Genomic DNA, 15,752 nt, shown 5'->3' with positions numbered 1-15,752 from the left:
ACTCAAGCACTTCAGGAAGGTTCTGGAAATCTAGATTTACAAGGATACCTAGCAAAATGCCCTCTCAGACACAGCTGGATTGGAAGCTGCTCGGGGAATCTTCGGTCGTCTGCTCAACCTTCCATTTTTAAAAGTATGGTTGGCTGTTAGTATGTGGGCCGAAAGAAAATGTGGCAACGATGTGATCGTAGTCTCCGGCATCTTAGACACTTCTAGTTCGGGATGTATTGGAGCCCAACGCTCCAAATCGTTGCTTACGCAGTAGGAAATCGAATAGAGATGAGCGGTCCGCGTAAAAATTCAAGTACCATGCGGCTACCATTGGAGGGGCGACAGCGAAACTAAATAGAGGTAACTCGTCTTTTTCGAATGGATTAATTTTATGGGTAATTTCGAGCCAATTCGGGATGCCATCATTGTTAGGATCAGCACCTCTTTTCTTGGTGTCTGTATCGAGGTTTAGAGGAGAGGTGCCCGAGCGATGATCCGACCATCGGTCTAATGTTTATGTGCCCAATCGATTGATACGGACTCCGTCGAGTCTAAGATAGCTATCGCTTTCTGCTCCATTGTTTTCGGTTTCCGATACGGTACCGTAGAAACGGGTTTAGGAATCGATCTACCCAAGCAGAGTGAAAGTCCCAGACTTCCGCATCATCCGAAAACTTCGATCTCCGTCCAATCGGCGTGGTTTTGGTTATCCTCCTGATTCGTAGGCAATTTCGTCGTTCGGGTCGAAGCATTCGCTCTTCATGGTGATACGCATGAAATTGGCGCTCAACGTGAATCCAAAACGTGGCGACTCAGTGGATTCGAAGGGACCTTCGAAACCTTAATTCCGGGCTGTAGGAGCTTCTCGGAGCTAAGCAAGAAAACCATACATCGACGAAAGTCTTGCAGCGATAAGTCGTTACAGGTGATTTGAACCTGAATGAGTTGCCCGGAGAAAGGAAGGTTGTTCGCCATCGATTGGCTTCGAGGGCTCATGCTGATTCTGCTCACCGTGAATCATATCGAGGCCAATCCAGGGAAAGGGCTGACGTTTGAATCGCTCGGCTTCTTCGGAGCAGCGGAGGGTTTCGTTTTTCTATCGGGCATTCTGGCGGGTTACGTTTACAGCAAGATTCCGAGCACCGGCGGGGTGCTGAGGGAAAAGCTCCTTTGTCGCGCAATGCTGATCGGTTCCTGTTGGATGGGCTTGATCGTGGGCGTTCCCCTTTTGGCCCACACCTTTGGGGGATTGCCTTTTGCGGCGCTGACAGCGGATTCATTCCGTTTTCCACTCCGGCTCGGCTATGGCGAGGTGCTGGGTCTCTACTTCGTTCTTTTTCTGGCGGCTTACCCGATTCTCACTCTGCTTCAAAAGGGTCGTTCTGGCGTATTGTTTGGCGTGTCGGTGGCGCTTTACCTAGTGTCATGGGTGCCAGCCTCTGCGGCCAAGCTAGCGATCGTGTTCGGCGAGTGGACTGAACCGGTCGTCCGAGTCGCCATGTTTCTGCGTGGAAGTGTCCCGAGTCCTTGGGGACGGGTTTACGAGGGTTACGAATGGATCGGTTTTTCGGTGCTATCCTGGCAGTTCCTATTTGTCATTGCCATCACGCTGGGTCATCGTGCCCAGAAAGGCACCCTGCCAGGCCTCCTGCGGAGCCCGAAATTGATCTGGGTTACGGGCGCCATCTGCTTGGGAATATTTCTTCTCAAGCACTTCGGTGATGCGTCAGGTGTAGTGCCTGAGTTATTTTTAAAGAAGGAGTTTCTGGGAATCGTCCGCCTGTTTAGTTTCCTCGTGTTCTCTCTATTGGTGTACGGAGCGCTGATACGTTTGCGGACGAAGTCGCGGATTCGCGGTTTAGAATTGCTAGGGCGCAACTCCCTGTCCGTGTACGTGTTTCAGGTGTTGCTTGTGTTCGGGGTAATAAATAGCCGATTGGCGGAGGGGGTTCATGTCGCTGTTGCGGCAGCAGTTGTATTGACCTGTGTAATCTCGCTATTCCCGGCCGCAGGGTGGTTCGAACATTGCTCCGCCCGCTTAAGAAAACTTGGTCGCGCACTGGGGAAGAGCCTTGGACTGCCCGGCAAACTGGATTGGAAACGACGCGCTGCTCTCACGCTAGCGAGTGCTTACCTCGTCATCAATGGCGTCAATCTCATCAATCTACGGGAAGACTTTCCGCTAACCTCTGCTTCTATGTTCGCTCGATACATCGACCGTGAAACTCAGCTGTATTCGGTCGATCTCTACAAGCGTGCGATTGATGAGAAGAATGCGTTACGGTTTAGCGACTATGGCCTGAATCGTCGTATATTGCTGTACTCGATCTATTGCAGTGATGAGGAATGCTCCCCTTACTATAACCCTGGTTGCGCGGAGGAAGGTTTTTCCCGCCGGATCGAACTCTGGTTTGTCCAGCTACACCGCCGATACATCGAACAGCACGGTGAGGACCCAGGACTATTTTTACTAGTGCTTTCGCCCGTGAATGAAGGCCTTGAACCGATCGTCATGGCACGCTACTCTACAGATCTAGGTTTGGTATCATTTGACGAAACGATCGAAAGGACACCGCGATGAGAGTGGAGCCGAAACAAGCGAGCCTAAGGCCAAAGGTCTATAATCCCCTCGGATTGATTCGAATCGCAGCCGTCATCTACCTCGTATTCGCTTTAGGAGACCGCTTGGATTTTTTCTATTATGCCTCGAAGGTAGATCCCATATTGATGACCGAAAACTACTTTTTTCGGTTCATCGGTTCAACGTTCCCTTTTGATATTCAGAAAGAGGTGCTGCTGGGCAAGACAGCTTGGGGCCTATACAAAGCAGTATTCTGGGTTGCCGCGTTTTGCGCTGGAGTCGGTTTCTTCACTCGGTTTTCGTTGCTTGTTTTTGGCGCGGTATCGCTTTATCTGAACGCCGGAATCGCGGCGAACCTGCAGTACAATCATGAATCGGTGCTTTCTCAGCACTTGTTGTTCGTCCTGGCAATCAGTCCGGGAGTGAAGTCGATTTCCGTGGATGCGCTGTTGCGCGGCTTGCTCTCTATGCGGGAATTTGGCGTGCAGGCCTTCCTGCGGCATTTGAAGGGGCGCATCCGAAGCGAGCAGTTTTGGCGTTTAAAAACGAGAGAGCCTTGGGGAACCAAGCTGGTTCTGGCGGTTTTCTTTGTGGTGTATTTGGCGTCAGGCGTATCGAAATTGGTCATATCAGAAGGCAAGTGGTGGGATGGCCAAACGCTGGGGTACTATCTTGGCCGAACTCAAGTCGAGGACTACTGGATCGCTGACTTGACCGACGCAGGACCGAGTGAAGAGGGCAAACCGTTTATTCGTTTTGTGGACCACACTTACGGATTTCAAACCACCGAGATTGGCCAATGGATCGCAAGTTTCCCGGAGTTGCTGGTACTCTTATCGATTGGTACCTTGATTTGGGAGCTCTCTCCATTTCTGCTTTTTTTTCCGCCGCTATACCGGAATGCATATCTGCTCTGGAGCGTGTCTATGCATGTAGGAATCGGTCTTGCCATGAAGTTGGGGTTTCCGAGTTATCAGGTTTATCTGCTTCTTCTCGTGGACTGGCCCGCATTTATTCGGGGATGTCGGAGAGTGCGGGAGGATTTGCGAATGTCCTCTCGTTTCTCAGCCGATGGGAATTCGTTTCGGCGTCGTTTGAGTTAGACGACAGAAACTTCCGCAAGGGACCGAGCAATCGTCGCTCCCGAAGCTCGGAAGGATCTTATTGGACCGGAACGAGCTCTAGTACTGGCATGAGCAGTCATCGATTGGTACTGGCCGGTATATACGGAAGGTTTGTCCGAACCAACCAACTGGGGCGGCGAGTTCGGGATCGAGCTCCGCATTAGCGGTCTCGTAATTTACACCGCCCCGGCTGTAGGAGAGTCGTATGTTGTCGATTTCCTCTTCCTTCAACATCGAAATCCGGCGACGTAACTCGAAGAGAGGAAGCGCGACATCAGGGGCCCAACGAAGGGAAGCTGAGTGGCTTGTGAAGTCCTCCCCGAGAGGATAGAGTAGGTCAAGTCCGTCGGGACTCAGGGGAAGCACGGGCATGAAGAGATGATTGGTTTGATTGTCACCGACGGTTAGACCCGAAAACATCGAAAAGGCCTGGTGGGTTTTGAGGCCCAAATAGGGACAGAGGCCATTGAAGGCGACAAGAGCGATTGCTGCGACGGACCATAAGGATGTGCCAGTTCGGTTGGGTTTTTGGTATCCTCGACCCTCGCGGAAGACGAATAGTCCAAGCAAGAACGTGTAAACGCAAAACGGTAGCCAACCAAAAAGAGTCCTCACGTTCAGTCCGAACTCCCAACCGTTACGCGCGCCCCTAGAAAAGGAACCTATCTCCCACTCGATGTTCTTTATTGAGCCTTTCAGACCGTAGAGAATCGGCAGGGCGATTATACAAAAGACGAGTAGCCAACGAACCTTTTCGTGAGAGCAGACCCTCTCAATAACGCTGAATAGCCTGTTCTGGAACGTCTCTGGCAAGAACAGTATATACATGGCGTAGAGGACGGGCGTAAAATGCCAGAAGTAGAAAAAGCCGAGCAGAAAGTGAAAGACTAAGCCGAGAATGGCACCGATCCACGCAAGTCTTGGAATGAGCAAGAGGACGGGTATGAGTAATTCGATGCCGAGGCTACTGAAAATGCTGGTCTGGCGAAACCAATTCGCATCGCTTGGTAGGCTTGCGGCAAGAGAGGCAGTAAAAGGGTGATCCGCTGCGTAGTCCCAGAGTAGGGTCCCCCCACACGAATCCGGTGACAGGTAGCAAGTGTTTAGCTTTTGTAGTACCGCGAATACGTAGAGCGTTATCAGAAGGCCCTTGAGCCCGGGGAGGACGTGTCGCTTCCAACTCGTCGCCCAATCGGCTCCTGCGACTCCAAGGCGACTGGCAACAATCATCGAAGTGATATAACATTCGCAGCAAAAGGCAAAAAACTCGTGATTCCCTGTGTTGGGAGCGTTGTCCAAATAGAGAGTGGCGTGAAGGACGCAGAATGCCAAGAACCGGTTGAGGCTATCTGGCTTCAGCAGCAGGTAACCGGCTGATGCGGCCGTGACCATCGACAACGGCGTAGCGACAATGTCGCTCCGGTGGAGCATGTGAAAGAGTGACGCAATAACCCAAGAAACTGAAAAGCAGGTATACGTCTGCAAGTTTCCTAGGTCTGCTGCCTGTGCTCTGTTTGCTGACATCTGAGCCCGACTTTGAGGATCCTAAAAGAGAAGGGAGTTATAAAGCTAGGTAATCAATCCGAATCTTTTCTGTTGCCAAAATATTCCAATCTCCATCTTTTTGCGGGCTGCATCGGTTTAGCTAAAAATTTCGTATGGTGTTGTAAGTAGTTGTTTATTAATATTTAATGACGCCTCGTAGGTATAGTTTTGTGTCTCTTTCTGGCTTAAGCGACATTGTCGTTAAGAACCTTCCAAAGCTGCCACCCAATATTGACGTGGTGGTCGGCATTCCTCGAAGTGGCATGATTCCCGCCTACACGATTGGGTTGCTACTGAATCTTCCAGTCGTCAATGTCGATGTATTCGCGGAAAACAGATTCCAAGGCCACGGTAGGACTCGGCCAATTCGGAAGCGGGTTGAGGCGCCCTTTGACGCGGAAAGAATACTGCTAGTGGACGATAGCGTCTACACAGGCAAGTCCATGAACGAGTGCGTCGAATTCTTGCGTAACAGTGGTTTTAAGGGCGAGATCGTTACCTGTGCTGCGATTGTAGCGCCCGAGTCGATTGGCAAGCTGGATTTGTGCTTCGAAGTCATGGAGATGCCGCGCATTTTCGAATGGAACCTCTTTCACCACGGCGCTATCGAGAACGCTTGCTTGGATTTTGATGGAGTGCTGTGCGTCGATCCACCAAAGGAAGTTAACGACGATGGCGAGCGCTACATGAAGTTTCTGGAGACAGCGAAGCCGCTTTACCTTCCCTCGACTCGAATTGCCCACATCGTATCGGCTCGTCTCGAAAAGTATCGGCCTCAATGCGAGGAGTGGTTGCGAAAGAATGGAGTCGAGTATGGCCAGCTCCATTTACTCGATTTGCCAAGTCAGGAGGAGCGACGTCGTACGCAAGCTCACATTCCTCACAAAATAGAAGTGTACCGCAAAACGGATACCGAGTTATTTATTGAAAGCGACGAATGGCAGGCACGGCGGATAGCCGAAGCGATCGGTCGTCCCGTATTGAGCCTAGAGACAATGAATCTGTATCGAGGCTCTGGTATTTATATCAACAATATACCCGAAGTTACTGTTAGGCTCAGGAGACGAGTGAAACAAAAGGTCAAGCGCCTAGGACGCCGTTTTATAAACACGTTTAAGACCGCATTCTTTTCCTAGGCTGCGGGCGATCTCGGATAGCTAGGCTTTCAAAGTGTTTGCGTGCTCTAAGGCTTCTTCTGCAGAGCTAATTGGGTGCGAAGGTAATGGCCGAAGCAGGAAAGCTGCGGCCATCCAAGTGCAGCAGACGACTATAGCTTAATGCTGCCGAGCGTTTTTTCTAACGAGTCCACGTCTGTGGCGCCGCCCATGGCGAAGTCGGGCTTGCCTCCGCCGCGGCCGCCCAGCTTGGCGGTGAGGTCGCGGATGATGTCGCCGGCTTTGTGGCCTGCGGCAATTGCGTTCCCGCTGCTGAAGGCTACGATGCTGACCTTTCCTTTGACTTCGGCCCCGAGGATTACGACGCCTTCGCCGAGCTTGCCGATGAGGTTGGCTCCGAGTTGGCGGAGAGCGTTCGGATTGTCGGCATCGACCTTGGCGGCGACGAGCTTGAGACCGTTCGAATCTTGAGCGGACTTGAGCAGGTCGTCGGCGAGGTTGCCGCTGGCTTTTTGTTGGAAGCTCTTAAGCTGCTTTTCGAGTTCGGCGTTGCGAGCGAGTACGGTGTCGAGCTTTTTAAGAAGATCGGCTGGCGCTGCGGATAGGCTTTTGGATGCGGTCGCGATCGTGGACTCGATGTCGTTGATATGCGAATACAGACTGTCGCCTGCAATTGCTTCTATGCGGCGTGTGCCGGCGGCGATGCCGGATTCGCTGGTGATCTTTAAAAGACCTATTTCGCCGGTGCCGCGTACGTGGGTACCGCCGCAGAGCTCCTTGGAGAATCCGCCGATGTCTACAACGCGTACTACGTCGCCGTACTTTTCGCCAAACTCTGCCATCACGCCTTCCGGCCTTTGGTCGAAGGGCGTTTCGAACCACTTGACCTTGCTGTTCGCCAGGATGTGCTCGTTGCAGAGTTTTTCCACGAGGGCGAGCTCGTCGGGCTTAACGGCTTCGAAGTGGGAAAAGTCGAAGCGCAGGCGTTGGTCGTCCACGTAGGAACCAGCTTGGCGCACGTGGGTGCCGAGGACTTTGCGTAGCGCCCAATGGAGGACGTGGGTCGCGGAGTGGTGGCGCTCGATGGACTTGCGGCGGTCGTGGGCAACGATGAGGTTGGCTTCGTCGCCGACGGAAATAGCGGAGAGGTCGCCGGACACTTTGTGGAGGAAGCGGCCGTTTGGATCTTTTACAGTATCAAGCACATCGAAGTGTACGTCGTCGAAATTGATCTCGCCGGTGTCGCCGACTTGGCCACCCATTTCCGCGTAGAAGGGTGTGTGGTTGAAAACTAGATACGCAGCGTCGTCGCTCTTGACGATGTCGATAAGTTCGGCTTCGTCGGCGAGCGTATCGAAACCGAGGAACTTGGTGGCCTGGGCGGGCGCGTCGGAATCGGCTACGAGGATGTCGGTCGACTTGTGGGCGGCACGGCCTTTGGCCCGTTGCTTTTCCATTTCGAGCTCGAAGCCTTCGGTGTCGACGGAGATACCCTTTTGTTTGGCCATGAGCTCGGTAAGGTCGAGCGGGAAGCCGTAGGTATCGTAGAGCGTGAAGGCAATTTCACCTGACAGGAAATACGGTGATGACTTCCTAAGTTGTTCAGTTTCTGGCTCGAAATACTTCCGAAGAAGATTCTCAAGTCCATTGTTTGAATCGGTTGGTGCGGATTCACTACTAATTTTGAAGTACGCCTTAGTGCCATCCAGCTCATGCTCTTCAATCCATTTGAAAAGGTCCGCCTGAAGCATTGAGTAGAAGTATTGGAGCCCTCGGTCGAGGGTCCTACCGAAAGCGTCTTCTTCGGACTTGATGATCTTTTGGATGATTTCTTCCTGTTGCTTGAGCTCGGGGAAGACGTGGCCGAGTTGATTGACGACGACCGGAACGAGCTTGGCAAAGAAGCCTTGCTCGAGGCCGAGCTTGCGTCCGTACATTACGGCGCGTCGCAGGATGCGGCGCAGCACGTAGTTGCGGCTTTCGTTGCCGGGCAGAATGCCGTCGGCGATGGAGCAGCTGAGGCAGCGTATGTGGTCGGCCAATACGCGGAAGATGACGTCCTTCATCTCGACCTCGGAGATGTTGTCGAGGTCTTCGGGAAGGGTGCGTTGGTACTTGTGGCCGGAGAGCTTTTCGAACTCTTGGAAGAGGGTGTCGAAGAGGTCGGAGTTGTAATTGCTCGGTGGAGTCGAGAAATCGGTGAAGTTCTTGGACGTCGCCATGATGCCGGCCACGCGCTCGAAGCCCATGCCGGTGTCGATGTGCTTGGCTTTGAGGGGGACGAATTCGCCGTCCGGAGTGGCGTTGTACTGGATGAAGACGAGATTCCAGATTTCGATGCAGTAGGGAGAGTCGGCATTGACGAGCTTGCCTTTGGTATCGCCGGCAGGAGTCAGGTCGACGTGGAGTTCGGAGCAAGGGCCGCAGGGGCCGGTGTCGCCCATCATCCAGTAGTTGTCCTTCTTGTCGCCGAATACGATGTGGACTTCGGGATCGAGTCCTTCCTTTTCGAATACAGCTTTCCAGAAGTCGTAGGCTTCCTGGTCGAATTCGCCGGGATCTCCTGCGGAAGGCTGGTAGACGGAGGCGTAGAGGCGTTCCTTGGGGAACTTCCAGACTTTGGTGATGAGTTCCCATGCCCACTCGATGGCTTCTTGCTTGAAGTAGTCGCCGATGGACCAGTTGCCCAGCATCTCGAAGAAGGTATGGTGATAGGTGTCGAGTCCTACATCTTCGAGGTCGTTGTGTTTACCTCCGGCCCGGATGCACTTCTGGGTGTCGGTGATGCGACGGTTGGAGGGCTCGCGTTCGCCTAGGAAGTAGGGGACGAACTGGTTCATGCCCGCGTTGGTGAACAGCAGATTCGGCGAGTCCGGCATGAGGGATGCGGACGGCACGATGGCGTGCTGCTTAGAAGCGAAGAAGTCGAGGAAGGACTGGCGTATTTGGTTGGAAGTCATGCTGGGATGGAAATGGATGGTTGTGCTTTTTTTGCCCACAGATTACTCAGATTTACACAGATGATGATAGGCTCCGGGTTGATTTAGAGGACTATCCTTTTGCATTCGAGTTTTGGATGGGAGCCGAAATTGATTAGTAGGCCTACTTTGAGCTTGGCCGCTTTTAGGTAGTTTAGAAGTTGAGACTCTTCGCGAGAGGTAAGCTTTGGCAGTACTTTTAGTTCTACGATGATTTTCTCAAAGGCGATGATATCCGCGAAAAAGTCCTTTTTCAGGATTTGTCCTTTGTAGGCGACCTTTAGCTGTGGCTGTTCAACGAATGGAATTTCTTGGAGCGCTAATTCGAATTCGTAGGCTTCTTGCTAGAGCGGTTCGTTGTAGGCGCAGGTGAGCTCGTTGTAGACTTCGAAGGCTGCACCGATGAGTTGATAGCTTTCCTCTTTGTAAAGAAAATCTCCACTATCTGTGCTCATCAGTGCAATCTGTGGGCTAAAAATTTAGGCTACAGGCGGTCTATGATCGCTTGCGCCATTTCTTTGGTGCCGATGCTGGGTTTGCCGAAGGAGATGTCGCCAGTGCGGAAGCCGTCCATGACGGCTTGCTTGACGGCTTTCTCGATCTTCTGGGCGATTTCTTCTTCGCCGAAACTGTGGCGGAGCATGAGAGCGGCGCTGAGGATTTGGGCACAGGGGTTGGCTATGCCTTTACCTGCAATATCTGGCGCGGTGCCGCCGGATGGCTCGTAGAGTCCGAAGGGGAGATCGTACTTGTTCTTGCCGGTTCCGAGGGAAGCGGAGGAGAGCATTCCGAGGCTGCCGCAAACAATGCCCATTTCGTCCGATATGATGTCGCCGAACATGTTTTCAGTTACTATTACATCGAACTGGTTCGGGTCGCGGGCCATTTGCATGGCGGCGTTGTCGACGTACATATGGGTAAGCTCGATCTCGGGTGCATGCTTCGCGACGTACTCGATGGCGGTCTTGCGCCAGAGAACGGAAGTGGTGAGGACATTGGCCTTGTCGACGGAGCAGATCTTGTTGTTGCGAGAGCGGGCGGTGGCGATGGCGACGTCGAGGATGCGCTCGATTTCGGACTTCTTGTACACCATCTCATCGGTGGCTTGGATGTCGCCGTCGGGTAGGGTCTCGGTGCGCTTGGGGCCGAAGTAGATGCCGCCGGTGAGTTCGCGTACGCAGACCATGTCGATCCCTTCGGGGATGCGTTCGGTCTTGAGCGGGGATGCGTCGGTGAGTTCCTTGTAGAGGAGGCCTGGACGGAGGTTAGCGAAGAGTGAGAAATGCTTGCGGATAGGCAGGAGGGCCGCGCGTTCGGGCTGTTCAGCGGGAGGGAGGTTTTCCCACTTTGGTCCGCCGATTGAGCCGAAGAGGATGGCGTCGGCTTCTTCGCAAACCTTGATGGTGGACTCGGGCAGGGCCTTGCCTTCGTTGTCGATTCCGGCGCCGCCGACGTGGGCTTCGGTGTAGTCGAGGGTGAGGCCCGCGGGCTCGGTTGCGGCCTTGAGGACGTCGAGCGCGACGGTCATTACTTCCGGGCCGATGTAGTCACCGGGGAGAACTGCGAATTTGAGCGTTTTCATGAAGGGGGCCATTGAGGGGGAAAACGCGGCTTTTTAAAGCGTAATTTTAGGCTGGATCAGAAATGCAATTTTCGGTGCCGAGAACCTGAGCTATTGCTCGGATCCGGTCTCAGCTCGGGTCGTGAGGCTAAGACTGCCGATTGGGCCTAGTAATCGGTTGTTTTCAAAAGGTATTTGCTGAGGATATCTATCAGAGCTCCGGGGCTGAAGGGTTTGGACAGGTGCTCGTTGGCTCCTGCTTCTTTCGAGCGATGGACGTCATCGCGCATCGCGAAAGCCGATTGCACGATAATGGGGATATCGGGAGCTATTTCTCGGATCTGTCTTGCGATTTCGTGTCCATCAACCTCGGGCAGCTTGAGATCGAGCAAAACGAGATCGAATGGCTGGCTCTTGAATTTCTCTAGAGCAGTGCCGCCGCGATCCACCCATTGGATATTGATTCCCGTCCTTTTTAGCACGCGACTGATGTATTCGAAATTAGGTGTTTCGTCCTCTACCACCAGCAAGTTGAAGGCTGATAGGTCTACCTCATTTCTATCAGAGCTTAGTTTGGCGTGCTTGCTAGCGGGGTCGGTACTTTCGAGTTTCGACCTGTAAGGAAAGGTCACGAAGAACTGGGTACCCACGTTCGGCTCTGACTCGAGTGTGATCACGCCATCCATCAGAGTGGTGAGCGTTTGGGTGATGGCCAGCCCGAGTCCTGTCCCGCGATACAATTTTTTGCCGTCTTCGTCTAGTTTGTGGAAGCGGTTGAAGATTCGCTTATGCTCTTCCTTTGGGATGCCGATGCCCGTATCTTTGACCGAAAAGTGTATTTCCGGGGATCCGTCGCCTTCGTCGTCTTTGACAGACACGCGAAGGCGGATTTCACCTTCTTCTGTAAATTTCAAGGCGTTTGAGAGGAGGTTCCAAAGGATCTGTTTTAGGCGTAGGGGATCGATGACCGTGATGAGAGGGCCGGCTTCCTCGAGATGGCGTGATACGTTTTTTTCGAATTTGTAGGAAACCTTGCCTTTCTTCTGAGCGAGAAGAGATTCACGAAATAGAGCGCCGAGTTCTTCGCAGATTTCGTCGATGTCGCTCGGTTGGAGAGCTATCTCGGCCTCGCCGGCTTCGATGGCTGACAGGTCTAGGATGTCGTCTATCAGCGACATGAGTGATTTGCTGCTTTGGCTAATTATTTCGTGGAAGTGCCGCCGCTCTTCATCCCTCAAATCGGTGCTTTCGAGCATGTGCAGGAAGCCGATGATTGCGTTCATCGGGGTACGAATCTCGTGCGACATGTTGGCGAGGAAGGCAGACTTTAGGCGATCGGAGTGTTCGGCTTTATCCTTGGCGATCTCCAACTCTTTGGTGCGCTCGCGCACTGTTCTTTCAAGGAGCTCGCCATGCGACTGCGTTTTAGCGTTTGCCTCTTCGAGCCAGATGTTGGCCTGCTTCAGGTCCTTAGTACGTTTTGCTACTGCGACTTCGAGACGGCGAGCTTCGTTGCGGATGGAATTGATTCTCCAAAAAAAGAGAGCGATCGGGACCGTAATAACGAAAATTATCAGTATTACTCGAAAACTTAGAGTGCCCCAGAAAGGAGGGGTGATTTGAACGGCGAGAGTGTCTCCTTGGTAATTCCAGAAGCCATCAATGTTTGAGGCCTGGACTCGGAATATGTAGTTACCGGAAGGTATGTTTGTGTAGATCGCTTCCGCCTTATTGCTCGGTATTGACCAATCTTTGTCGAATCCTTCGAGTTTAAAACGGTACTGATTCTTGGCGGGGTTTTTGAAGTCGACTGCTACGAACTCGAATACGAGAGCATTTTGGTCGTGCCGCAGTTCGATCTTGGCGGTCTGAAGCATGCTTTTTTCGAGCGGACTCTTATCGGATACCTGCAGCGGGGTGCCAAATACGCGAAGTCCTGTGATGAAAACACGAGGCGTTACTCCATCGTCGACGATTTCGTTGGGGTTAAAGCGGGTGATACCTTTGTTTTGGCCAAAATAGAGCATACCGCCGATGCCCCTCGCCACCTTTGTCTCAAAAAAGTCGTCGCTCGAAAGCCCGTCTGTCGTGTCGAAAGTTCGCGTCAACTCCGTCTCGGGGTCGAAACGGGCAAGACCTCCAAGAGTTCCGAGCCAAAGGAATCCTCTCTCGTCTTCGATGATTGAGACGATTGTCCTGTCTGGCAGTCCTTCCGGGACCGAGTAGCTCTTGAAGGTATGGGTCTCGGGCAAAAATAGATTTAGTCCATCTTTGGTCGCAATCCACATACGTCCCTTGGAATCTTCGAACAAGTCTATGGTTTGGGAATGGGAAAGGGCGCCCGGCGTGTTTGCGTCTGCTTCAAAGTGCTGGTAACTCTTTCGATCCTTTGAAATTTTGACGACTCCGTTGCGAGCGGAGAGCCAGATGTTTTGCTCGCTGTCGATGAGTAGGGTATTGATCCAGTCGTTAGGAATATAGAAACTGGTTTCGTCGCGCGTACCCAGAGTGTAGTTCGCGAACTGTTCGTTATCGGGATCGTAGCTTATGACGCCGCTGCCGTGAGTCGCGAACCAAAGCGCTCCATCAGAATCTTCATCGATCGCTCGTATATCGTGGCCTCCGAGCGAATGTGGGTCGTCGGGGTCGTGATGAAATCCAGTGAGTTCGCCGGTACCGGGACGATATCGATAGAGTCCGCCACGGTAGGTACCGATCCAGATCTGACCTTTAGAATCCTCGAAAAGACAGAGGATAGGTTGGTCGGTGAGTGATGAATCGTCTCCCGGTTCGTGGAATATGCGTAGTACGCTGTCACCATCACGCGGATACATCGCTAGCCCAGATTCGGGATGACCGACCCATAAATTACCGCCCCCGTCTTCCACAAAAGCTGCTACGGGCGCATACGCCCTGACCTCCGGATTTCTAGCGTGGAGGTCAATCGTCTCGAATCGTTTGTAACTGGTCGATTTACTGACGCCATCGTAGTTGCTCCCGATCCATATGCTCCCTTGGTGGTCGACAAACAGGGAGTTTATGCCGCTCGGCGGAGTTTTTAGTCTGTCCGCATCGTTTTGGGGTTGGAGGATCGGCTCTTTAGTCGACCGGTCGTAGAGGGTGAGTCCTGCGTTGTTAATTGCCCACATACGTCCCGCTTGGTCGGAGTAGATGCCATTGGCATAGGATTCAGGTTGCGAGCTAGCGGGAATCCTTTGGAACGCACCGGTGCTGGGGTTGAGCACGATCAAGCCACTTGTCGAAGTGGCAAGCCAGACTTCGGATTCGTCTAAGTAGGAGATTCCGAGGACATAATTTATAGTGACGGCGTCTTGCGTAACAATGGGCTCGGTAAACGACTGTATTTCCTGTGTTTGCGGATTGAATACGTATACGGCGTCGTTTGAACCAATCCACAACCTGTCCCGAAGGTCTATCGATAGTGACTTGATTGCTCCGAAGCGGTAGTTTGTGGCCTCGACAAAGTTGCCTGATTGTTCGTCAAAGCTGAATACCCTCCCGGCTTCATTGGTAGCGTAGACGGTCCCGTCGCTAGTGTGCCCTATACCGTTCACTTGGCTCGAAATTTGACCGTCACCCGTTTGCTCGGGCTGAAGATAGCGAATGAACTCTTCTTTGTCTTCTTGAAATAGCGCCGCCCCCTGCTCGGTAGCGACCCAAAGGCGTCCCTTACTGTCGACATGAAGGGCGGTAACGCTGTCATTCGGGATGCTCGTCGAGTCTCTAGGATCGCTGTAAAAGGGGAGTACTCTGCGACCGTCGTAGCGGTAGAGTCCTTGCTGGCTTCCAATCCAAATCAGTCCGTTTCTGCTTTGGGTGATTGTTTGGATCCGCCCAGCTGAGCGGCTGCCAAAAAGGTTGACGGTCTCAAAGCTGAGTTCCTCTAAGTTCCAATCTGAGTCGAGATTCGAAAAGTCAGAATTTTGTGCGCCGCTCGCTGGCATCGAGCAAAACGAGAACGCGAAGATGGCTAAGACACCGTTAAGTAGTGTCCTGAAAGGAGAGTGCATTGCGTAGGGCACAGGGCGAAAGGCGAACGGAGATGGAATGGGAGGAAAGTCGAATTGGGGGAGATAGAATGAGAATTGAGGGAGTTTTGTTCGAGCGCAAGCTCGCCTGTTGATTGAGTAAAAGTGGTTCTTGGAGGTTGAATTCCCGTAGCAAGCGTCTATGCCGTGGCAGCATGTCTTTGAACGTAAGGATAATTCCAGCAGGCTCGATACAGACCAACGCTTTCCTGATCAGCGACCCAGAGTGCGGCGAGGCGATCTTGATCGATGCTCCCAATGATGTTTGCGAATTCGTTGATCCCGCTTTGGCCGAAGATGGCTGCGAACTTAAGGCGCTGCTGCTGACCCACGGGCACTACGATCACATCGGAGGCGTGGCAACTTTCGCTGATCGCGGAGTTCCGCTTTACGGACACAAGGCGGATAGGGGAATGTTTGAGAATCCAGAATGCATGCGCTCCTACGCTTACCCCCCGGATTTGGAGCTGCGTGGCTTCGCGATAGATCACTGGGTGGAGGACGGAACGAAACTCACGTTTCTTGGCCTCGATTGCGAGGTTCGGCACGTACCCGGGCATTGCCCGGGAAATGTGCTATTCTATTTCCCTGCAGCTAAGGCAGCTTTTGTAGGGGACGCCCTCTTCGCGGGTGGTATTGGCAGGACGGATCTACCTGGGGGAAGTTTCAAGGAGTTGGAACGTTCGATAAGAGAAAGGATCTACACCCTTCCAAAAGAGACGAGTGTACTGCCCGGACACGGGCCAAATACGACCGTAGGCGAAGAGATATCCTCTAATCCCTATGTATCCGGCGAATAGGGCATTGC

At 52.8% G+C, this 15,752-nt stretch carries 8 protein-coding genes and 1 pseudogene; 4 read left to right on the top strand and 5 right to left on the bottom strand.

What is annotated here, in order from left to right; all coding sequences use genetic code 11:
* The first annotated feature begins 931 nt into the window (after window positions 1-931).
* Together opgC and QEH53_RS00305 are read left to right on the top strand one after the other, a co-directional pair.
* Window positions 932-2,572 (top strand): OpgC domain-containing protein, encoded by a 1,641-nt coding sequence (gene opgC, locus QEH53_RS00310; protein ID WP_309021116.1) that lies wholly within the window; start codon window positions 932-934, stop codon window positions 2,570-2,572.
* A complete protein-coding gene (locus QEH53_RS00305; RefSeq protein ID WP_309021115.1) occupies window positions 2,569-3,675 on the top strand; it encodes a hypothetical protein in 1,107 nt (368 codons plus the stop codon). Before opgC ends, QEH53_RS00305 begins: the two co-directional genes overlap by 4 nt.
* 78 nt (window positions 3,676-3,753) lie before the next feature.
* On the opposite strand, the gene QEH53_RS00300 is transcribed toward QEH53_RS00305, so the two are convergent.
* The gene (locus QEH53_RS00300; RefSeq protein ID WP_309021114.1) at window positions 3,754-5,220 is read right to left on the bottom strand and encodes a hypothetical protein; all 1,467 of its coding nucleotides are present in this window, start codon (window positions 5,218-5,220) and stop codon (window positions 3,754-3,756) included.
* 191 nt (window positions 5,221-5,411) lie between these two features.
* On the opposite strand from QEH53_RS00300, the gene QEH53_RS00295 reads away from it, so the two are divergent.
* The gene (locus QEH53_RS00295) at window positions 5,412-6,377 is read left to right on the top strand and encodes a phosphoribosyltransferase family protein (protein WP_309021113.1); all 966 of its coding nucleotides are present in this window, start codon (window positions 5,412-5,414) and stop codon (window positions 6,375-6,377) included.
* Window positions 6,378-6,508: 131 nt separating this feature from the next.
* Here QEH53_RS00295 and QEH53_RS00290 read toward each other — a convergent pair whose 3' ends face one another.
* From QEH53_RS00290 to QEH53_RS00280, 4 genes and pseudogenes are all read right to left on the bottom strand, one after another.
* The gene (locus QEH53_RS00290; RefSeq protein WP_309021112.1) at window positions 6,509-9,316 is read right to left on the bottom strand and encodes an alanine--tRNA ligase; all 2,808 of its coding nucleotides are present in this window, start codon (window positions 9,314-9,316) and stop codon (window positions 6,509-6,511) included.
* 83 nt (window positions 9,317-9,399) lie between these two features.
* Window positions 9,400-9,666 (bottom strand): annotated as a pseudogene (locus QEH53_RS24120) (GxxExxY protein); the annotation flags it as partial.
* A 152-nt stretch (window positions 9,667-9,818) separates the two neighbouring features.
* A complete protein-coding gene (gene leuB, locus QEH53_RS00285; protein WP_309021111.1) occupies window positions 9,819-10,916 on the bottom strand; it encodes a 3-isopropylmalate dehydrogenase in 1,098 nt (365 codons plus the stop codon).
* A gap of 146 nt (window positions 10,917-11,062) precedes the next feature.
* Window positions 11,063-14,860 (bottom strand): two-component regulator propeller domain-containing protein, encoded by a 3,798-nt coding sequence (locus QEH53_RS00280; RefSeq protein ID WP_309021110.1) that lies wholly within the window; start codon window positions 14,858-14,860, stop codon window positions 11,063-11,065.
* 239 nt (window positions 14,861-15,099) lie between these two features.
* On the opposite strand from QEH53_RS00280, the gene QEH53_RS00275 reads away from it, so the two are divergent.
* Complete coding sequence (locus QEH53_RS00275) at window positions 15,100-15,744, top strand: MBL fold metallo-hydrolase (RefSeq protein ID WP_309021109.1); 645 nt, start codon at window positions 15,100-15,102, stop codon at window positions 15,742-15,744.
* Window positions 15,745-15,752: the final 8 nt, after the last annotated feature.

Source organism: Pelagicoccus sp. SDUM812002 (genome assembly GCF_031127835.1).
GTDB lineage: Bacteria > Verrucomicrobiota > Verrucomicrobiia > Opitutales > Opitutaceae > Pelagicoccus.
Note: the sequence above shows the minus strand (reverse complement) of the source record. Positions and strands in the feature narration are given on the sequence as shown.